Raw genomic sequence first — 19655 nt, 5'->3', positions numbered from 1 at the left:
ACCACCGGGGCAGGTCGTGTCCGACGACGATCCCTACCCGCTGCTCTGCGCCTTCGACGCGTTCGGCGAGCCGCTCACCCAAGTGCGGCCGCCCCCAAGTTCTAGCTCGGCCGCATGGGCGAAGGCCGACTCGGCCGACCTGCCTAGCTGCGCTTACAGAAAATCGCCGTCACGAACGGCGCCACGGAATGGACGATGGCCGGGCTGCCCGCGGCGGCGAGAGCGTCGTGCACTTTGCCTTCGCCCGCGAATACCACGGCGCCGTAAGCCGAGTTCGCGACGGGCTCGCCGTCACCCCTTTGAAATAATCCGTCTTCCTTCTCATACGCGACGAGAGCGACCACCTTGAAGCCGAACGCAGTGAGGCTCGCATCGTGGGCCGGCTTGAATGTGTTGAGCGAGTTGGATTCGACGTGCGCGGGCGTGGGGTCGATCAGCTGCGCGGCTTCGAGATCGGCGATGAAGCGGTGTCCTGTAACGGTGCAGGCGAGCGGCGCATCGAGTGCGGTGGTCTGGACCGAGGCCGGCGCTGCAGCGAAGCAGATATTGGCCGCGAGAGGTGCGAAGACGAGGGCGAACACTGATTTCATGGGTCTAGCTCCGCAGTAGCTTCAGGTAATCCAGTCAGGTATTGACTTGAATGGATATTGCATGGCGCGTTCAGAAATGTTATTTGTAGTACTAATATAATGACGTACTGATCTGAGGAGTTTTCGTTGAAACTACGTATGTACCGTTTGGTCCAGTTCCGAATATTGTCGGTGCCGTTGACGTTATTTCCTTTGGCCTTCACGCCAACGTCCGACTGGTTGATCCGGTAATACTGAAGTCCACAACATCATTTTTTACATACACTATTTCGCCGGTACCACCTTGAAAGAGCGTCCTGCTTCGAGCCATGCCAGCCGCTCCGCCTTCAGCAGCGTTCGCCGAACCTTCCCAGCGTCATCCCTAAGCGGCGTGTCGCTTACCTCGTAGGACGACGGCCACTTGTATTTGGACAACCTGTCCTCAACATGCGCGAGGATCACTTTAAGGTCGAGTTGTTCGCCTTCTCGCAGTTGAATGATGGCGTGAACACGCTCGCCGAGGTCGTGGTCCGGCAATCCAATAACCGCCGAGGTGGACACGAGCGGATGCTCGTCCAGCACCGCCTCCACCTCGGCCGGGTAGATATTTGCCCCCCCGCGCAAGATCAGATCTGACCTACGATCCGCGAGGAAGACGTAGCCATCCTCGTCGAGATGGCCGAGGTCGCCGATCGAGTAGCTGCCCGTCGCGTCTTCTTTCGCCTCCGCGCCGATATATCGGAATCTGCCCTTGCCAGTAGCCGGGAAGTGAACTTCACCGATCTCGCCCGTGTCCGCTTCGCTTCCGTCCTCCCGAAGGATACGCAATCCCCCGGGCGCCGCCTTACCGACCGATCCGGGTTTCTTGAGCCATTCATGGCCAGTGATGACGCAGCCACCCGCTTCGGTACCGCCATAGGCTTCGAAAATTCTGTGCGGCCCCAGCCATTCAATCCAGGCGCGCTTAAGCCATTGCGGGCACGGTGCTCCCATGTGCCAGATGACTCTCAGCGAGGACAAGTCGTATGAAGTGCGGACGTTTTCCGGGAGTGCCCAGATTCGCTGCATCATCGTTGGCACGAGTGCGACGAATTCGATTCGGTGCAACTCGATCAACCGCAAGCACTCCTCCGCGTCGAAGCGGCTCATCCCGACAACGTGCGAACCCGCCATCATGCCAAAGCTTGTGAACAGGAACGGCATGTTGTGATACAGCGGTCCCGGATTGAGCATTGCACCTTCTGCCGGGAATCCGAAGCCAGCGAAGGGCGGGGCGGCGGGATCGATGAAGGCTGGCATCGTATCGACGATGATTTTTGGTCGTCCGCTGGAACCGCCACTTGCAACCGCTTTCCAGTGGGCGGCGCCGGCCTCTTCCATTGGGGCGACGTCAAATTGATCCAAAGCGGCGCGGGGAGCGATGCGAGCCCCGTCGAAGGCAACCGGGACGTCGCCGATCACTGCCGCCGGCTGCGCGAGCGCGAGTACGTCACCAGCCTCTCGGCCGGGCAGTTTGGACGGCAGAATGCACGGCGTTGCGCCCGCCTTCCAGACAGCCACCACGGCTTCGTGGAACTCGCTGCCATTTGGCAGCATGACTGCGACCAGATCATCGCGCTTGACACCCAGAGACTTGAGCAATCGAGCTCGCTGGTTGGAGCGCCGGTCAAGGTCACTCCAGGTCAGTGTGCCATCAGGATATGTTATTGCGGGCGCTGAGCCTTTTCGCTGTGCATTATCCTGAATGATTGAGGCTATGGACCGTAGGGACATGTTTTCGTTTCCATTTCGATGGGCGGATGCGCCCGCTTCCACCTGTAATCTACTGCCTATCGCGGCGTATTTCGCCCTCAAGTCCAGGTCGATGAATGAGTTCGACCGATACCGCGACTAGGCTGCAATCCGTATCTGCCGTCCCAGTCTTCAGGCTCGAAGTGTCCGGCAGAATCGCATTGGCTAGCTCGGCATGGCGTCAAGAAGTGCCTTTGTCCGGGCCTTGATCAGTGCTTCAGCCTGCCGGTCGGTGTGTATGTAGAGGCTGTTTTCCTGGATCGCTTTGAGAACCATCGCGCCGACCTCGTCAATACTCACCCCTTGTTTTAAGTATTGGATCGCCTGAGCGACCCCTTCTGTTACTCGCCGCTCCTGCGCCTCCGACAACGACGCGTCGGCCTTGGGCGCTGCATCCATCGACCGCTGAACGATGTCGGTTGCAACGGGACCAGGACACAGTACGCTGACACCGATGCCGATAAGCCCCAGCTCTGCGCTGAGCGCCTCCGACATTCCGACAACTCCGAACTTGGATGTTGTATACAAAACCCCGGCATTGGCAGCTACAAGGCCCGCTCCCGAAGCCGTGTTTACAATATGGCCACCCTGCCCGCCTTTTAGCATCTTCGGCAGAAACGTCTGCACACCGTTGATGACGCCGTGGAGATTGATTCCGATGTACCAATCCCAAAGGTCGTAAGTAAGCTTGCCCACCGGGGAAGCGCCCGCGACTCCTGCATTGTTGAACAGGAGGGTTACCGGGCCCAATGCGCGCTCTACCGCCTCTGCTGTCTCCGCATAGGCATCACGATCGCGAACATCGAGCTGGAATGCCTCTACGGAGGTAATCCCCTGCAGCTCCGCCTTGGCGCGTGCCAGGCCAGCGGCATCAATGTCTGCCAAAGCCAGCTTGACACCCTCGCGCGCCAAGCTTCGGGCGATGCCCAAGCCGATGCCGTTACCACCACCAGTGATAAATGCGGTGCGTCCTTTTACGTCTGTCATGGAGTCTCTCCCACCTTCGTTATCGCCACAGATATCGTCCCATCGGCTCAGCGCCGCGTTCGATATTGCTGCGTCATTTCGCAGCATTACTCGATGACTGGATTCTGGCGGCGCGTGGGGCCCGGCGCGTACCACGATCGGATGATTTTGGCGTGAGGAACCCCTCATCCCTTCGAACGACCACCTCGCCATCACCCGGGCGTTCGACACGATCAGCGCGCGCGCACAAACCCACGAGCGTAAGCGTTTGACCACCCCATCTTGATCTCTACGAGATGACATCGGAGCCTCATGTCCACCTCGACTCTAATCGTGGACATGATCCTTGCCTCCTCACCAGCCAACATCGAGGTGGGATGGCCGGACGGTTACCTTGCTCTGTCGGCCACGGGGACTTCGGCGCGACTCTTCAAGTGCGCTCATTGACGGTGAGCCCCAGGGCTTTCGTGGACTCCTTGATGTGCCGAACGATGAGTCCCGCCAACTCCGGCGAACGCATCGAATCGATTTGGTGTCTCAAGCCAGGCACTGTGACGAGCCGCGCGCCAGGGATTGCAGCCGCTGTTGCAGCACCGCCGCTCGGGTGGACCAGAAGGTCTCTGTCGCCGTGGATCACCAAGGTAGGTGCCTTGATGCGGCGCAGCTGCGCGGTCCTATCCCCGGACTTCAGGATCGCGCCGATCTGACGGCCGCTGCCTGAGGCATTGGCACGATTGCCATTGCGCTCCCAAGCGCGCAGCGCGTAGGCAGACCACTCGGATTCGATACCCGGCGCCTGCGGGTCTCCGACATAACGCATTATGTTCACATAACGGTTCGTCGCCTCGGAGCTCGTACGCGACTCCGACCTATCCTGGCGCAAGAGCGCAGAAAGCGCTGGCTGTCCGACATCAACTGCGCCGGTAGTAGAGAAAATTGATGTCAAGGTGAGCACGCGCTCCGCATGGCGCGATGCCAACGTTTGGCCGATCATCCCACCCATGGACATTCCAATCACATGTGCGGCTGGTATTTCTAGACTCTGCAGCAGACGGGTCATATCATCCGCCATGTCGTCTAAGCTGTAGCTGTCGGGTGGAGGCCATCTGAGTATTTGCCTGAGTTTACCAGGCGGGCGCGTGCCGACCCTGAACGACTTGCCGACGTCACGGTTGTCCGGAGCAATGACCCAATAACCGGCCGTGACCAACGCCTGCACGAAGGCTTCTGGCCAGGAGATGAGCTGGAGGCCCAGCCCGGCAATCAAGAGTAGCGGCGTCCCCGAAGCTCCGCCATATGCCCGGTAGCAGAGCCTCATGCCGTCTGGCAGTTCGACGAAGCGATCGGGCTCCTGCTCATCATGCCCGCAAGGAGGAGACGCTCCAGCGCTCACGCTCCCGACCAGAGCGTTTGAGTCTTTGCGTGCGACGAGGCAACCCGTTAAGCATGGTTGTTTCACCAGGGACATCCTCAAAAAGGGTTCAAGGATTTGGATTCAGGGCCGTGGCGCAGATGTCCTCGCCTTGCCACCAACGGACGTGCCAGATCACTGGGAGACGTAACGATGCTCGCTGGTCGTAGTAGTTTGAACAGCGCTCGTCGATACGGTTACAGTGGAACCCCGCGCCGCATCTGCAGCACGGGGGCCGCTCTGTTAGAGCAGTTCCATTGCCACGGCGGTGGCCTCACCCCCACCGATGCAAAGCGTCGCAACACCGCGCTTCTTGCCAAGTTGCTGCATCGCATGAATCAATGTCACCATGATGCGCGCACCACTGGCTCCAATCGGATGCCCCAGCGCACAGGCGCCTCCATGGACGTTGACAATGTCGTGCGATATCTCAAGTTCGCGCATGAGCGCCATCGGCACCACTGCGAAGGCCTCGTTGACTTCCCAGAGATCGACGTCCTTGACGCTCCAGCCGGCCTTCTTGAGCAGCTTGGCAACAGCACCGACAGGCGCAGTGGAGAACCACTCCGGTTGCTGCGCATGCGTGGCGTGTGCGACGATTCGGGCGATCGGCCGGCAGCCGCTCCGCTTCGCGGCGCTCTCGGTCATTATCACCAGCGCGGCGGCGCCGTCATTGATTGAGGAGCTTGATGCCGCGGTAATCGTGCCACCGTCCTTTTTGAAGGCCGGCTGCAGGGTAGGGATCTTGTCCAGCTTGATCTTGACCGGGCTCTCGTCGACCTCGACCACCGTGTCGCCGCCACGACCTCTGATCTTGACCGCAGCAATTTCGGCTTTGAACGCGCCTGATACGGCGGCGAGCCTCGCGCGTTCCACGCTGGCAATTGCGAATGCGTCCTGCTGCTCGCGCGTGAAGTTGTATTTGGCTGCGCAGTCTTCACCGAAGGTTCCCATCGGGCGGCCCGGTTGGTAAGCATCTTCGAGGCCATCGAGCATCATGTGGTCGAAAACTCGATCGTGCCCCATCCGGTAGCCTCCACGGCCCTTGAGCATCAGGTACGGCGCATTGGTCATGCTCTCCATGCCGCCCGCGACCATGACCTCGTGCGTGCCAGCGACTAGCATGTCATGAGCGAGCATTGCTGCCTTCATGGCCGACCCGCACATCTTGCTAAGGGTAACGGCCCCAACACTGTCCGGCAAACCGCCCTTGTAGACCGCTTGTCGTGCCGGCGCCTGGCCCTGTCCGGCCATCAGGCAGTTGCCGAACAGCACCTCGCCAATCGTATCGGCAGCGATGCCGGCACGCTCCACCGCGGCCTTGATGGCAACTCCTCCGAGATCGTGCGCAGCCAGAGAAGAAAAGTGACCTTGAAAAGCACCCATAGGGGTGCGTGCGGCACTAACGATCACGATGCGTTCAGACATATGGCAGTCCTTGATTCACTTGGAATGAGTCCGATTGCTATCGCGGCGGCAGCCGGATGGCACCGTCTAGGCGAATAACTTCGCCGTTGAGCATTTCGTTCTCGATGATGTGCTTGACGAGCCTCGCATAGTCCTCCGGCGTTCCCAGGCGCGATGGAAAGGGCACGCTCGCGGCCAGCGCGTCCTGGATCTCCAGAGGCATGCCAAACAGCATCGGCGTGCCGAAGATGCCGGGCGCGATTGTCATGTTTCGAATACCGTTGCGCGCCAGGTCTCGTGCGATGGGCAGTGTCATTCCAACCACGCCGCCCTTCGAAGCGCTGTAGGCCGCCTGTCCAATCTGGCCGTCATACGCGGCGACAGATGCAGTGGAAATCAGCACGCCGCGCTCGCCAGTAGCTTCGGGATCATTGTCGGCCATCGCAGAGGCCGCCAGCCGGATCATGTTGAAGGTGCCGATAAGGTTCACAGAGATTGCCTTGCTGAACACTCCGAGCGCGTGCGGTCCGTCCTTTCCCACCGTTTTCTCCGCCGGGGCGACGCCGGCGCAGTTGATCAGGCCGACCAGCTTTCCAAGTTGAAGCGCCCCGGCCACGGCAGCGTGACCATCGGCTTCCTGACTGACATCGCACTTGACGAAAACGCCATCGATCTCCTTCGCGACAGCTTCACCTTTTTCCGTCTGCATATCGGCGACCACCACCTTGCCGCCATTGGCCGCCAGCATTCGTGCTGCGCCTTCCCCGAGCCCAGATGCACCGCCGGTTACGATGAATATTCCGCCTTCAATTTTCATTTCTCAATCCTGTAGAGATCGCGCCGCCTCGGCGGCGGTGATACGTGTTGGTGCACGAAAATCCGCTTCGCGCCAGAGCAACCGCCGCCTCCATAGTCTCAAGGACAACCCTATCGAGCGGGCTTCGCCAACGCTATTCCCGGTCTCTCGGCACCTGGACTTGCCGCGCCAGTCTTAGCTCGGCATAGCGTCGAGAAGTGCTTTGGTCCGAGCCTTAATTGGCTCTTCCATCACCCGGTCGGTATGTATGTACAGGTTGTTTTCCCGCACCGCTTTAAGAACCATCTCGCCGACATCATCGATGCTGGCACCCTGCTGGAGAGCCCGGGTTAGCATGGCTGTACGCTCTGCCTTCCTCTTTGCCTGCTCCTCCGTCAAGTGCACCCCGGCCTCAGGAGCCGCATCCACCGATCGCTTGATGATGTCCGTCGCAACGGCACCTGGGCAAAGCACGCTTACACCAATGCCGGCCGACGCCAGTTCGCCATTGAGTGCCTCCGACATTCCGACCACCGCGTACTTTGCTGTGATGTATAGGACCCCGGCGTTTTGTGCGGCAAGGCCGGCTCCCGAAGCTGTATTGACGATATGGCCACCCTGACCACATTTGAGCATCTTCGGCAAAAACGTTTGCACGCCATTGATGACGCCGTTTAGATTTATGTTGAGCGTCCAGTCCCACAGGTCGTAGGTGACTTTCTCTGCAGGTCGACCAATGAGGACGCCAGCATTGTTGAACAGGAGGGTTACCGGACCCAATGCGCGCTCTACCGCCTCTGCTGTCTCCGCATAGGCATCACGATCACAAACATCAAGCTGGAATGTCGCTACCGAAGTGATGGCCTGCAACTCCGCCTTGGCGCGTGCCAGGCCAGCGGCATCAATGTCTGCCAAAGCCAGCTTGACACCCGCGCGCGCCAAGCTTCGGGCGATGCCCAGTCCGATGCCATTGCCACCACCCGTGATGAATGCGGTGCGTCCTTTTACGTCTGTCATGGGATCTCTCCTACCTTCGTTTACTCATGCAATCGCCGTCGAAACCGCTGATGCAACACCGCTTTCGGCGCTGCTGGGTCAGTCCGCAGCATCACTTGATGACTGGATTCTGGAGGAAGGTGGCGCCCCGCGCGTACCACGATCGGATGACTTTGGCGCAGTACGCCCCTCATCCCTTTGAACGACCGGCTCGCCATCACTGGGTTGTTCGACACGATAGAACGCACCGGGAGGAAAGCGCCACTGGCGATCTGTACGCAGCAAATACAACTGCGCAGAATATCTCCTACAGGACTACTCTCGTCCGCTTGGCACGCCCGCGCACGCCGCAACGCAGAGGCTCAGTCTCGGCAAATTTCACTGAACTGATTTCGCCATGGCACTTCTATCTTCACGATGGATTGTTCAGGGATTTGAACATCGCAAACCCACTCTTCAATCAAAAGCTCACCCAGTGATCTGAGTTGTCGTATGTCCTGCCCATAAGGGGTACGGGAAGACTGGTAGCTGCTAAAAGTACCGCCCTCGTCAATTTCGTCGGGTTCAGTGGCCGTGCATGCGTCGTCTTTGTTCGCTGAGGAGATATCCACTTCTGCGCCAGTTGCGGAAGGGCCGAGCACGCGGGCAACGATTACCCTCGACCGAGCCTGAAGAACATGAGGTCGGCGTTCATCTTCGCTGCCTGCTCCTGCAGCGACTGGGCCGCTGCCGCGACCTCTTCCACCAGCGCGGCGTTCTGCTGAATCACCTCGTCGATCCGGTTGATCGCCTGATGCACCTGCTGAATGCCCTTTGTCTGCTCGTCGGAGGCTCCCGAGATTTCGCCCACTATGTCGGACACTTGGCCCATCGCCCGGATCACCTTGTCCATTGTCGCGCCGACGTCACCGGCCTGCTGGACACCCCGTTGCACCTTGCCGGACGACGTATCGATCAGCCCCTTGATCTCCTTTGCAGCCGCCGACGCGCGTTGCGCCAGCGAGCGCACTTCCCCGGCGACCACCGCGAAGCCGCGGCCCTGCTGCCCGGCGCGGGCAGCCTCGACGGCCGCATTCAGCGCGAGGATGTTGGTCTGGAAGGCAATGCCCTCGATCATTCCGGTGATCTCCGCAATCTTGACCGAGTCCGAACTGATCTCCTGCATCGTCGCCACCATCGTGCCCACCGCCATGTTTCCCGCGTCGGTCATCTCGCGCGCGTTGGCCGCGAGCGAATTAGCCTGTCGGGCATTCTCGGCGTTCTGTTTCACCGTTTCGGTCAGTTGCGTCAGGCTTGCGGCAGTCTGCTCAAGCGACGCCGCCTGCTCTTCCGTGCGTGCCGAAAGGTCCTGGTTGCCCGTGGCGATCTGCTGCGAGGCGACCCTCACCGACTCGCTGCCATCGCGAATGCCACCGATGGTGGTGACCAGTTGCCGGCTCATGCTCTTCATGGCTTCCAACAACTGCCCGAACCTGCCGCCCACATCCACTGCGATCTGAACGTCGAGCCGCCCCTGTGCAATTTCACTGGCGATGCGCACCGTCTTGTTCAATGGTTGGATAATCGCGCGGACCAGGTAGACCGCCGCGCCGATAGATAGCAACGCGCCAGCAAGACTCAGCGCGCCGGCAATCCACTTCAATCGCCCGGCCTTTGCTGCACCTTGGATATAGTTGTCTTTTGCCTGATCGGCATTGATCCGCACATCCTGCGCCAGCAGCGCGGTAAGACTGTCGCCTATGGGAATCACCTTGCTCGCCTGCCAGGTGGCGGCACGGTCGAAGTCGCCTTGGTCGATGATCTCCAGTTCCTTCTCGACGGCTTCGCGGAACTGGGTAATTTGGCCATCAATTTTGTCGGCCACTGCGCGCTCGTCGAGGCCCGTTGCACCGCTCGGGTAGTAGCTTTTCCAGTCCTTTTCCAACTGCGCGGAAAAATCGCGCGCCTTCGAAACCAAGGTCTTGTCCTTTTGCGCCTGCGTACGCCATAGGGCAAAACGGATACTCAGCATATCTGCCCGGCTGGCACTCACGTAGTTCATCGGGACGACGATGTTGGCGTACGTGTCATGTAGCGAATCGCTCAGCACTGATATTCCACGCATACCGAAGCCGCCAATCGTCAGCGTAACGGCCATGATGATCGCGAGTGCTACGATGATCTTCGAAACGGACCGGCTCACTGCGAAATCCTTCGGTATGAAAGGTATAAAGTAGTTCTCGCTGGCCTCATGCCGCCGTCCACTGCCCACCTGTATCGCCGAAGCGCGTCGGACGACGCTCAACGAATGCGCGCACGCCCTCGCTGAACTCCGAACCCTGCGCCGCTGCGACCAGCCCACGCCGCTCGGCATCGAGCTGCACGCCGAATTCGTTGACGTGCGCCGCGCGTACCAGTCGCTTAATCGCTACCTGGGCATCGCCCGCACCGCAGGCGAGTCGCTCGACCAACTGGTCCACCGTGCGTTCGAAGTCCGCAGCCGGGGCACTGAAGTTCACCAGTCCGAGTTCGCGCGCGCGCTCAACGCCGAAGCTCTCCGACAGCAGCAGCAGTTCGAGCGCGCGTCGTTCGCCGACGAGGCGCGTCAGATAGTACGTCGCGCCAATGTCGGGCGTGGCGCCAATGCGAGAATATGCGAGGCTGAACTTGGTATCTTCGGAGGCTATTACGAGGTCGGCCAGGTTCATCAGACCCAAGCCACCGCCAGCCACGGCGCCGTGCACTGCGGCGACGATCACTGCCGGCAGTTCGCGCAAACGCACCAGTGCAGCGTTGAGCGGCGTCAGGCCTGCGTCGATACGGCTGTCCATGCCGGGCTTTGAAGGCCGCAGCCAGTCCATATCCGCGCCCGGGCAGAACATGGGCCCGCGTGCGCGGATCAACACGACCTTCAGCGTCGGCTCGGTTGCGAGACGATCGAAGAACTCGGCCAGCGTGACCATGCGCTCGGTGTTAAGCGCATTTCGGTCGACAGGGCTGTCGAGCGTCAGTGTCACCACCGGTCCGGTGCGCTCGTAGACCACATTCGACCGCCGCAGTGGCTCATCAGGCTGCCGGGTTTTACTGCCGCTGGAATGGGTCGTCATGCCTTGTTTCCTTTGTGGACTGGGTTCTTGCCTGGGAGATCGCCGAACAACGCAGTGCCGAGTGCCGTCAAATTGGACCGTCTGCACTTGTTCACTTGTTTGGGTGGTAGGCTATTGGCGACGCGTTGACGTTGGCATCTGATCCAACAATACGTTGCGGCAACAGGCTATCAATCCGATTCTGGAGACGATCGGCGCCCGGCGCGTACTACCATCGAACGATTTTGGCGCGAGGCGCGCCTAATCCCTTTGGATGAGGCGCCGTGGTAGCGAGGCTGCGTGAGACGGAGAGAGACAAAGGCTCGGGCGTAAGGGCCAGTCAGAAACGTCAATTTCGGATGGCTGTCAAACGAAGATAGCAGCTTCGCCTGTCAATCCTTGCTAACCCATATTGCCTCACGCGCTGTTCGGCGCGAGCATCCAATAAATGAAACTGAGGATACCGTTTGCGGCAATATCGGACCGATACTGGCTCTCCGCAAAACATCCGCCCCTCGCGCAATTGCGGGTGTATCGCTTTGATAGCACCCTAATTCGCTGCTGCTGAAGAATGGACCGCATGCCTGCATCCCACTTGGCCCCTCCGGCGACTGGCACGATCCAAACGATCGCCTCGAAGCTCGCGCCGCGCACCGCGGCCACCCAGCTTGTCGCGCGCAAGCGCATTCTCGACACCCTGCAGCTAGCTGACGGTGCCAAGTTGGTGCTAGTGCGCGCACCTGCCGGCTTCGGCAAGACAAGCGTCCTGGTCGAACATTTCCATGCACTCCAGCGAGCCGGAATCGCCACCGCCTGGTTGACGCTCGATGCGGGTGACAACGAAGTCGCACGCTTCATCGCGCACATGCTCGCTGCCTTCGGGGCAGTTGACCCGTCGCTTGCGCAAGCGACCATGAGCTCGGACGCCCCCGAGGCCGGCATGCCGGTAGCCGCGATGCACCTGGTGCAGCAAGTGTCGGCGCAGACCGCACCGTTCGCGCTGTTCGTCGACAACCTCGACGTAATTCACAACACGACGGTGCTCGGCATGTTACGCATGCTGCTCGACACATTGCCGATACACGGTCAAATGCTGATTTGCAGTCGCGCGACGCCCGACCTCGGCTTGGCGCGGTTACGTGCCCATGGTCATTTACTCGAGATCGGCGCGACCACGCTACGCTTTTCGGTCGACGAGGCGCGCGAGTTGCTGCGCGATCGTGGCGCACTGACGCTCAGCGAGGACCAGGTTGGCCGACTGCATCAGCGCACCGAGGGCTGGGCCGCAGGCTTGTGGCTAGCCGCGCTGGCGTTGCGCGAGCGGCAAGACCCCGACACCTTCGTCGCGAGCTTCACCGGATCGAGCGCTGACGTCGCCGACTACCTTCTCGACGACGTGTTGTCGCGGCAGCCCGACCCGACGCGGCGCTTTTTGATCGACATCAGCGTGCTTGACGATCTGCGACCGGCTCCTTGCGACGTCCTCACCGGGCGCAACGACAGCCGGGAGCTGCTGTCCACGCTCGAGCGCAGCGGGCTTTTCATCGTGCCGCAGGGCCAGGGGCGCGATAGCTGGCGATTTCATCCGCTGTTCCGAGAATTTCTGCAGGCCCAGCTTGGTGCGGCCGAAGCCGCCGCTCTACATGCGGCGGCTTCGCGGTGGCATGCAGCGCAAGGGCAGCCGGTGCCCGCGATCGAGCACGCGATCCGCGGCGGATTAAATGACATCGCGACTGAGTTGCTGGCGCAGCACGCAGAGCCGTTGCTTTGGGAGGGTCGCGTGCGCCTCCTGGGGCGGCTGTTCGATAGCCTGCCGGCCGCCGTGCGCTGCGGCCTCGCGCCGCAGCTCGCGCTGATATTTGGCTGGATGCTAATCTTCACGCAGCGCTATGGGGAGGCGCTCGCGCTAATCGAGCGGCTCGAATCCTTGCCCGCCGCCACGGATGATCTGGCGGTGATAACAAAGGCACAGCGCGCGTTGTTGCTGACGATGACCTGGCAGCTCGATGGCGCGAAGGCCATCTGGGAACAGACACTGGGCCAAATTCCGGCCGCTACGCAACCCTTCGCGCACGGACTGCAGCACAGCTCGTATGCCTTCTGCCTGATTGCCACCGACCGTTTCGATTCGGCCCTGGAGGCCGCAGCTGCGGGCATGCCGTCGCACCACCGCACCGGCAGTTCATTCAACATTGCATTGGCGGCCTGCCTGGAATCGGAAGTACATCTGACGCAGGGACGCGCCGGCCAGGCTATCGAGAGAGCGCGCGCGGTGTTGTCGACAGGAACAGCGCATCCGGGCCAACACGTCTCGGGCAGTACAGTCGCCGCAGCCTTTCTGGCTGACGCGCTCTACGCGGCCAACGAGTTGCCCGAGGCCAAGCGGCTGCTTGACACGTACTTGCCGATGATCAGCGACATCGGATCACCCGAGCAGATCATCACCAGCTATCGCTGCCTCGCTCGCATCGCGCTGCAGGAGGACAATCCGGCACGCGCAACGGCACTACTGAACGCCCTTGAGGCTATTGGCGCGCGCCACGCCATGCCGCGCATCGCCCGCAGCGTCTGGATCGAGCGATCCCGAATCGCGGTGCTCGGTGACGACGCCGAGGCTGCGGCTGTGGCGCTGCGACATGCACAAGAGTCGGGATGCCGCGAAATCGGCGATGGCTGGGCGACCGGCGCCGACGATGTTGACTCGTTACAGATCGCCACCCTGCGCCTCCAGGTGCACGCCAGCGGCGCCTCCGCCGCGCTGTCATTGCTGCGCGACGCCATACGCGATGCCGAGGGCCGGGGACGACTGCGGCGGGCACACCAGCTACGCATCCTGCTGGCGCTGGCTTTGCAGCTCAGCGGTGACCTCCCGCAGGCGCTGCGCTGCCTTAGGGTGGCACTGACCTTCGCCGAGGCTGGACGCCTGATGCGCAGCTTCGCCGACGAAGGTCCAGCGGTGCTGCGGCTGCTCAGCAAACTGCGTCCAGGCGCCGAACTGGAGACCAACCCTCCTTTGAAGACTGAGTCCGAGCACCCCATGCCGCTTATCGATGCGCTGACCGGCACAGAGACAAAAGTCGTTCGGCTGGTGGCCGAGGGCCAGGGTAACAAGCTGATCGCGCAGCAATTGTGCGTATCGGAAGCCACCGTCAAGACGCATCTACGTAGCATTAACAGCAAGCTTGGCGCCACTAACCGCACGCACGCCGTCGCGCTGGCCCGTCGGCTCGGTCTGCTCGGCGCTGGCTAGCCTGCCGCAGGCGCGGACATCGCGCGTTCCAGACGATTTGCGCATCGGGGAATGGCGCGCGTAAATCGCGGAAGTGTCCTTATGGGGTGTGTGGATCAATATCGCCCGCCGGGCTTGCCCCGCGACAACCCTGACCTCCCCCCGCCCCAGCCAGAGGCTGCCTGGCAAGGCACAGGGACGACGTCGAGGTCTTATAGTTACTGGCAATGTCCACGCCGGTCAGTCAGCGGGACCGGCGCGGGCTTTAAGCGAACAGCTTCCGAGCGATAAGATCTTTCATGATCTCGGTGGTGCCACCATAAATGCGCTGCACGCGTGCATCGGCGTATAGCCTGGCGATTGGGTACTCAACCATGTAGCCATAGCCGCCGAATAGCTGCAGACATTCGTCAAGGACTTTGCCCTGCTGCTCCGTGCACCACCACTTGGCCATGTAGGCCGCTTCGTCATCGAGCGTGCCGTCGAGCATACGCTGGACACAATCGTTGAGGAACCCGCGTACCACATGCGCGATTGTCGCGCACTCAGCGAGCTTGAATCGCGTATTCTGAAATTCCGCCAGCGACTGCCCGAATGCCTTGCGCTGCTTCGTGTAGTCCACCGTCAACTCAACTGCGCGTTCTACGACCGCAGCAGCCGGCACGCACAAAAGCAGCCGCTCGTACGGCAGTTGGCTCATCAGCTGGGTGAAGCCATTGCCTTCCTTCTCGCCGAGCAGGTTGTCCACCGGCACACGCACGCCGTCGAAGAACAACTCGGCCGTGTCGGAGGCATGCTGTCCCAGCTTTTCCAGCCGCCGCCCGACCCGGAATCCCGGCAGGTTCTCTGTCTCCAGCACGATTAGCGACACGCCGCGCCCGCCCGGTTCTCCGGTGCGCACGGCCACCACTAGTAGGTTGGCGCTGTAGCCATTAGTGATGAAGGTCTTGGCGCCGTCGATAACGTACTCTTCGCCTTCACGAGTCGCCCGGGTGCGCAACGCCTTCAAGTCGGAGCCACATCCGGGTTCAGTAAGCGCGATACCGGCGAGCAGCTCGCCATTGGTGAGTTTCGGCAGCCAGCGACGTTTCTGTTCCTCCGTACCGTAGTCGAGGATATAGTGCGCGGCAATAGTGTGCACGGCAGTAGTTGCCGGAACCTCAGCTTTCGCCAGTTCGTCCTGCACCACAAGCTGGTAGGCCCGCGACGCGCCCACACCGCCATAGGCCTCGTCTATCTCGGGCAGCATGAAACCCATCTCCCCGAATGGCCGCCAGACCTCCCGCGGGATGAAGCCCTGCCGCCGCCAGCCGTCCATATGCGGCGATAGCTCACCCGCAATGTAGCGGCGCACCTGTTCGCGAAACGCTTCGATATCCTCGTCCATCCATTGATGGCGGTAAAGCTGGGGCAACATGGCCTCTCCTGGTTCAGTTGGGCTTGCTGCTAGCGAGAAGCCGCGAGCAAGCGCCCTTCAAGTTAACCGCCCACTCGCTGGCGGCGTGCGATCCTTGATCGTTCGTTTGTTGATGGGGATCTCTTCTGGAAGCCGCATCGACGAACCACCGCAATTTGCGCATGTCCGCTGTAGAGGTTTTTGCGCAGCTGCTAGGCAAGCGGATACGGTTGCCCGAGCAACCGGCATCATCGACGCGGTGCAGATTGGGGCTGAACGGTCATTTGCCGGGAATCAAGGCAGGGCGACAAGGGCCTCGCCGGCGATTTTGGTTTGCCCAAACTGGTTGGCGCTCTGCAACTCGACGCGTACGCAAAGCTCGCCGTTGTGTTCGAGCTTCTCCACTACGCGGCCTCTGCAGTAAAGCGCGTTGCCAAGATGAGTGATGCCCTGGAAACGCACCTCTATGCCGCGCAGTTGATTCTGCGGTGCCCAACGCGTGACAAACCGGCTTAGCCAGGCCATACCCAGCATGCCGTGTGCAAACACGTCGGGCATGCCAGCGCGACGCGCCACATCGATGTCGATGTGGACGGCGTTGTGGTCGCCTGAGGCGCCGGCAAACAGGGCCAGCATGGTCCGTTCGACGGGCGGCAGTTGCAAAGGTGGCAACTCGTCGCCCACTTGCACGGTATCGAAGGTAGGTGATTTCATGGGATTTCGGCTCAATGGCGACAGACCAGCACCGAATGCATCTCAGCCACCAGTTCATCGTTCTGGTTCACGGCGCGCGAGGTTTTTACGACAAATTCGAGTGAACCGCTTTTCTTTTCGTAGATATCGGTGACCCTCGAACGCACTGTCACCGTGTCGCCAACGCAGGCCGTACGGTGGTAGGTGAAGCTTTGCTCGCCGTGGAGCACTTTGGCGATCGGAACCTGCATGTCATCCATCAGATCGAACACGGCACCTGAGTCGAGCTCCGCTGCGAACAGAAAGGTTGGCGGTGCAGGCAAGTCCGGATAACCCGCCTCGCGCGCAGCTTCTACTTCGGTGTAAATGGGATTGGTCTCGCCGGTAGCCTTGGCGAAGAACTGAAGCCGGGTTCGCTCGATAGGCAGCACCGATGCGGGCAGTTCATAGCCGATCCATTTCTTGTCGATCATGCGATTCCCCGTCAGACGCGTTCGTAGAGGGTTACGACGCACGCACCGCCTAGCCCCAGGTTGTGCTGCAACGCCAGCCGCGCACCGTCGACTTGGCGCTTGTCCGCGGTCCCGCGCAGTTGCTGGACCAGCTCGGTGCACTGAGCAAGGCCAGTGGCGCCTAACGGATGGCCCTTGCTAAGTAGCCCGCCCGAAGGGTTGGTAACAACCTTGCCGCCGTAGGTGTTGTCCCCGTCACAGATGAACTTCTCGGCACCGCCCGGCGGGCACAGGCCTAGTGCCTCGTAGGTGATGAGCTCGTTCTGCGCAAAGCAATCATGCAGTTCCACCACGTCAAGCTCATGTGGGCTAATACCTGCGGCCTCGTAGACCTGGCGTGCAGCTTCCTGGGCCATACCAAAACCAACCACTTCGCGCATATCGCCCGCCTCGAAGGTAGTGGGGCGATCGGTGGTCATCGCCTGCGCCTTGATGCGGACGCTGCGGCTCAGTCCGTGGGACACAGCAAATTCGCTCGAGCAAATGATGGCCGCAGCCGAGCCGCAGGTCGGTGGGCAAGCCATCAAGCGCGTCAACACACCGTCCCACATCATCGGAGAAGCCATCACCTCCTCTTCGGTAAGGACATTGCGGAACAGTGCCAGCGGGTTGTTGGTGGCGTGGCGGCTCGCCTTGGCGCGAATCTTCGCGAAGGTGGTCAGCTGAGTACCGTACTGCTGCATGTGCGCCAGACCTGCACCGCCGAAGTAACGTAGCGCCAGAGGCACTTCACCACGACCGACCAACTCGTCGGTGACTTCGTCGAAGCGCTCGAATGGGCTGGGACGATCCTTGAACACCGAGCCGATCGCACCCGGGCTCATCTGCTCGAAGCCCAGCGCCAGCACGCAATCAGCCGCGCCACTGGCCACCGCCTGGCGCGCCAGGAACAGCGCAGTCGAACCGGTCGAACAATTGTTGTTAACGTTGACAACCGGGATGCCACTCATGCCGACCTCGTAAAGTGCGCGCTGACCGGCGGTCGAGTCCCCATAGACATATCCCACATAGGCCTGTTGCACCAGTTCGTAACCGATGCCGGCGTCGGCGAGCGCTGTGCGCGCCGCCCTGGCTGCCATCTGCGGATATGGCTCGCTAGCACCCGGCTTGGTAAAGGGGATCATGCCGACCCCGCAGACGTAAACGTCAAGGCTCATTGGAAACTCCAGTTGGGTTGAAGGCAGAAACGGAAACAGAGCGCCGTCTCACGCAACGCCGCGGCTGCGGCCTTGCCAGAAGGGCTTGCGCAGCATGGTTTTTAGGACCTTGCCTGTCGCGGATAAAGGCAGCGCGTCCGCAAATGCCACGCTCTGCGGGCATTTGTAGCCGGCGATCAAGGATTTGCAATGTGCGATGAGTTCTTCGGGCGAAGGCTCGGCGCCAAGCTTGCGTACCACCACGGCGTGGACCGATTCGCCCCATTGTTCGCTAGGCACGCCGATCACCGCGCAGGCGACCACGTCGGGGTGCTGTGAAAGAGCGTTCTCGACTTCAGGAGAATAAACGTTCTCACCACCGCTGATGATGACGTCCTTGAGGCGGTCGGCAATGAAGATGAAGCCGTCATCGTCCATCCAGGCGCCGTCGCCAGTGTGCATCCAGCCATCACGCACGGCCTCGGCGAATTGTTCGGGTTTATTCCAGTAACCCAGCATCACGTTAGGACCGCGCACCACGACCTCGCCCACCGTACCGCGCGGCACTTCCTTGTCCTCCTGGTCCACAATACGAAGTTCTACGCAGCATCCAGCCCGCCCCACTGAGCGCAACTTACCGAGCTTGCGTCCTTCGGCCGTGTGGTAATAGGCCGAGTTAATGGTCGCCAACGCTGACAGTTCCGTCATGCCGTAGGCCTGGACAAAGCCGACGTCGGGCAAGGCGTCCAATGCGCGTTCGAGCACGGCATCAGAGATCGGTGACGCGCCGTAGGCGATGGTCTGCAAGGAGCTCAGGTCGTACGGCTTATTCATGGCCGGATGGTCGACGATCATCTGGATCATCGTCGGCACGAGCACCACATGGGTTACGCGGTCCCGTTCCAGTGCGTCGAGCACCGCCTCGGGAGCAAACGCAGGGATGACGCTGTGTGTGTTGCCCTCGATCCAATGCGATATGCCCATACCCAGATCGGCTAGATGGAACATTGGCGCGGCGTGCAGGTAGGTTCCGCCAGGCGCCGCCAGCCCGCCTGCGCATAGCGCGAGACCCGCGCTGTACACGTTGGCATGGCTTAACATCACCCCCTTGGGAAACCCGGTTGTGCCGCCGGTGTAAAAAATTCCAAGCAGGTCTTCGTCGCGGCGAACGACGTCCGGAACAGGGTCGACGGAGGTCAGCAACTCCTCATAGCCGTGCATGCCCGCAGGTACTTCGCCATCGCCGCAATAGATCAATTCGCGAAGACTGCTCGAGTCATGGCGAAGTCGCTCCGCCACTGGACGAGAGGCCTCGTCCACCAACAGGATAATCGAGCCCGAATCATCGAGCGAGTACAGGATTTCGGCCGCCGTCCAGCGGGTATTGCACGGGTTGAGCACGCCGCCGCCCCAAGGCACGGCCATCTGGTATTCCAGGTAGCGGTCAGAATTCAGCGACAACATCGCGACGCGACAGCCCTCTTGCATACCGATCTTCTGCAGCGCACCGGCCAGGCGCGCCACGCGGTCTGCGAACTCGCGAAACGTGCGCTGCCTATCTCCGAACCGCACCGCGATGCGGTCGGGATGATGCTGCACGGCGCGGTGTAGCGACTGGGTTATGTACATGCTTGTCGCCTTCGGCCCAGTGGGCGCTGATCTACACTCGATGCCATACATGTTAACTT

The 19655-nt window shown here is 61.0% G+C and carries 15 protein-coding genes; 1 reads left to right on the top strand and 14 read right to left on the bottom strand.

Translation table 11 applies throughout. The features are described from left to right. Positions 1-143 precede the first annotated feature (143 nt). From LPA36_RS11685 to LPA36_RS11645, 9 genes are all read right to left on the bottom strand, one after another. Entirely contained in the window at positions 144-590 is a 447-nt protein-coding gene (locus tag LPA36_RS11685) for a hypothetical protein (protein ID WP_228876631.1), read from the bottom strand. Between the two features lie 264 nt (positions 591-854). Next, the gene (locus LPA36_RS11680) at positions 855-2342 is read right to left on the bottom strand and encodes an AMP-binding protein (RefSeq protein WP_228876628.1); all 1488 of its coding nucleotides are present in this window, start codon (positions 2340-2342) and stop codon (positions 855-857) included. A gap of 183 nt (positions 2343-2525) precedes the next feature. Then, on the bottom strand, positions 2526-3347 hold the full coding sequence (locus LPA36_RS11675) for an SDR family NAD(P)-dependent oxidoreductase (RefSeq protein ID WP_228876627.1): 822 nt from the start codon (positions 3345-3347) through the stop codon (positions 2526-2528). A 409-nt stretch (positions 3348-3756) separates the two neighbouring features. Next, positions 3757-4644 carry an alpha/beta fold hydrolase gene (locus LPA36_RS11670; protein WP_228876626.1) on the bottom strand — a complete coding sequence of 296 codons (888 nt, stop codon included), beginning with the start codon at positions 4642-4644 and terminating at the stop codon, positions 3757-3759. Between the two features lie 336 nt (positions 4645-4980). Beyond that, positions 4981-6165, bottom strand: coding sequence for an acetyl-CoA C-acyltransferase (locus LPA36_RS11665; protein WP_228876625.1), 1185 nt, complete (start codon positions 6163-6165; stop codon positions 4981-4983). 37 nt (positions 6166-6202) lie between these two features. Continuing rightward, positions 6203-6961 (bottom strand): 3-hydroxyacyl-CoA dehydrogenase, encoded by a 759-nt coding sequence (locus LPA36_RS11660; RefSeq protein WP_228876624.1) that lies wholly within the window; start codon positions 6959-6961, stop codon positions 6203-6205. Between the two features lie 174 nt (positions 6962-7135). Continuing rightward, complete coding sequence (locus LPA36_RS11655; protein WP_228876623.1) at positions 7136-7957, bottom strand: SDR family NAD(P)-dependent oxidoreductase; 822 nt, start codon at positions 7955-7957, stop codon at positions 7136-7138. Between the two features lie 631 nt (positions 7958-8588). After that, positions 8589-10118 (bottom strand): methyl-accepting chemotaxis protein, encoded by a 1530-nt coding sequence (locus LPA36_RS11650; protein WP_228876622.1) that lies wholly within the window; start codon positions 10116-10118, stop codon positions 8589-8591. A gap of 46 nt (positions 10119-10164) precedes the next feature. Continuing rightward, positions 10165-11022, bottom strand: coding sequence for an enoyl-CoA hydratase/isomerase family protein (locus LPA36_RS11645; RefSeq protein ID WP_228876621.1), 858 nt, complete (start codon positions 11020-11022; stop codon positions 10165-10167). 559 nt (positions 11023-11581) lie between these two features. On the opposite strand from LPA36_RS11645, the gene LPA36_RS11640 reads away from it, so the two are divergent. Further along, complete coding sequence (locus LPA36_RS11640; protein ID WP_228876620.1) at positions 11582-14251, top strand: LuxR C-terminal-related transcriptional regulator; 2670 nt, start codon at positions 11582-11584, stop codon at positions 14249-14251. Positions 14252-14495: 244 nt separating this feature from the next. Here the strand turns inward: LPA36_RS11640 and LPA36_RS11635 are convergent, their stop codons facing one another. From LPA36_RS11635 to LPA36_RS11615, 5 genes are all read right to left on the bottom strand, one after another. Beyond that, positions 14496-15647, bottom strand: a complete 1152-nt coding sequence (locus tag LPA36_RS11635; RefSeq protein ID WP_228876618.1) for an acyl-CoA dehydrogenase family protein — start codon at positions 15645-15647, stop codon at positions 14496-14498. Between the two features lie 273 nt (positions 15648-15920). Beyond that, positions 15921-16340, bottom strand: a complete 420-nt coding sequence (locus LPA36_RS11630; protein WP_228876616.1) for a MaoC/PaaZ C-terminal domain-containing protein — start codon at positions 16338-16340, stop codon at positions 15921-15923. Positions 16341-16351: 11 nt separating this feature from the next. Beyond that, positions 16352-16792 (bottom strand): MaoC family dehydratase N-terminal domain-containing protein, encoded by a 441-nt coding sequence (locus LPA36_RS11625; protein ID WP_228876615.1) that lies wholly within the window; start codon positions 16790-16792, stop codon positions 16352-16354. Positions 16793-16803: 11 nt separating this feature from the next. Further along, positions 16804-17988, bottom strand: a complete 1185-nt coding sequence (locus LPA36_RS11620) for a lipid-transfer protein (protein ID WP_228876613.1) — start codon at positions 17986-17988, stop codon at positions 16804-16806. 48 nt (positions 17989-18036) lie between these two features. Then, complete coding sequence (locus LPA36_RS11615) at positions 18037-19596, bottom strand: acyl-CoA synthetase (protein ID WP_228876609.1); 1560 nt, start codon at positions 19594-19596, stop codon at positions 18037-18039. Positions 19597-19655: the final 59 nt, after the last annotated feature.

This window comes from Paraburkholderia saeva, assembly GCF_907164555.1.
Classification (GTDB): Bacteria; Pseudomonadota; Gammaproteobacteria; order Burkholderiales; family Burkholderiaceae; genus Paraburkholderia; species Paraburkholderia saeva.
Note: the sequence above shows the minus strand (reverse complement) of the source record. Positions and strands in the feature narration are given on the sequence as shown.

Excerpts from the sequence above, each read along its gene's own strand:
- LPA36_RS11645 (WP_228876621.1), bottom strand. The coding sequence starts at position 11,022 with ATGACGACCCATTCCAGCGGCAGTAAAACCCGGCAGCCTGATGAGCCA.
- LPA36_RS11660 (WP_228876624.1), bottom strand. The coding sequence starts at position 6,961 with ATGAAAATTGAAGGCGGAATATTCATCGTAACCGGCGGTGCATCTGGG.
- LPA36_RS11630 (WP_228876616.1), bottom strand. The coding sequence starts at position 16,340 with ATGAAATCACCTACCTTCGATACCGTGCAAGTGGGCGACGAGTTGCCA.
- LPA36_RS11635 (WP_228876618.1), bottom strand. The coding sequence starts at position 15,647 with ATGTTGCCCCAGCTTTACCGCCATCAATGGATGGACGAGGATATCGAA.
- LPA36_RS11655 (WP_228876623.1), bottom strand. The coding sequence starts at position 7,957 with ATGACAGACGTAAAAGGACGCACCGCATTCATCACGGGTGGTGGCAAT.
- LPA36_RS11680 (WP_228876628.1), bottom strand. The coding sequence starts at position 2,342 with ATGTCCCTACGGTCCATAGCCTCAATCATTCAGGATAATGCACAGCGA.
- LPA36_RS11615 (WP_228876609.1), bottom strand. The coding sequence starts at position 19,596 with ATGTACATAACCCAGTCGCTACACCGCGCCGTGCAGCATCATCCCGAC.
- LPA36_RS11620 (WP_228876613.1), bottom strand. The coding sequence starts at position 17,988 with ATGAGCCTTGACGTTTACGTCTGCGGGGTCGGCATGATCCCCTTTACC.
- LPA36_RS11665 (WP_228876625.1), bottom strand. The coding sequence starts at position 6,165 with ATGTCTGAACGCATCGTGATCGTTAGTGCCGCACGCACCCCTATGGGT.
- LPA36_RS11625 (WP_228876615.1), bottom strand. The coding sequence starts at position 16,792 with ATGATCGACAAGAAATGGATCGGCTATGAACTGCCCGCATCGGTGCTG.
- LPA36_RS11640 (WP_228876620.1), top strand. The coding sequence starts at position 11,582 with ATGCCTGCATCCCACTTGGCCCCTCCGGCGACTGGCACGATCCAAACG.
- LPA36_RS11670 (WP_228876626.1), bottom strand. The coding sequence starts at position 4,644 with ATGAGGCTCTGCTACCGGGCATATGGCGGAGCTTCGGGGACGCCGCTA.
- LPA36_RS11675 (WP_228876627.1), bottom strand. The coding sequence starts at position 3,347 with ATGACAGACGTAAAAGGACGCACCGCATTTATCACTGGTGGTGGTAAC.
- LPA36_RS11685 (WP_228876631.1), bottom strand. The coding sequence starts at position 590 with ATGAAATCAGTGTTCGCCCTCGTCTTCGCACCTCTCGCGGCCAATATC.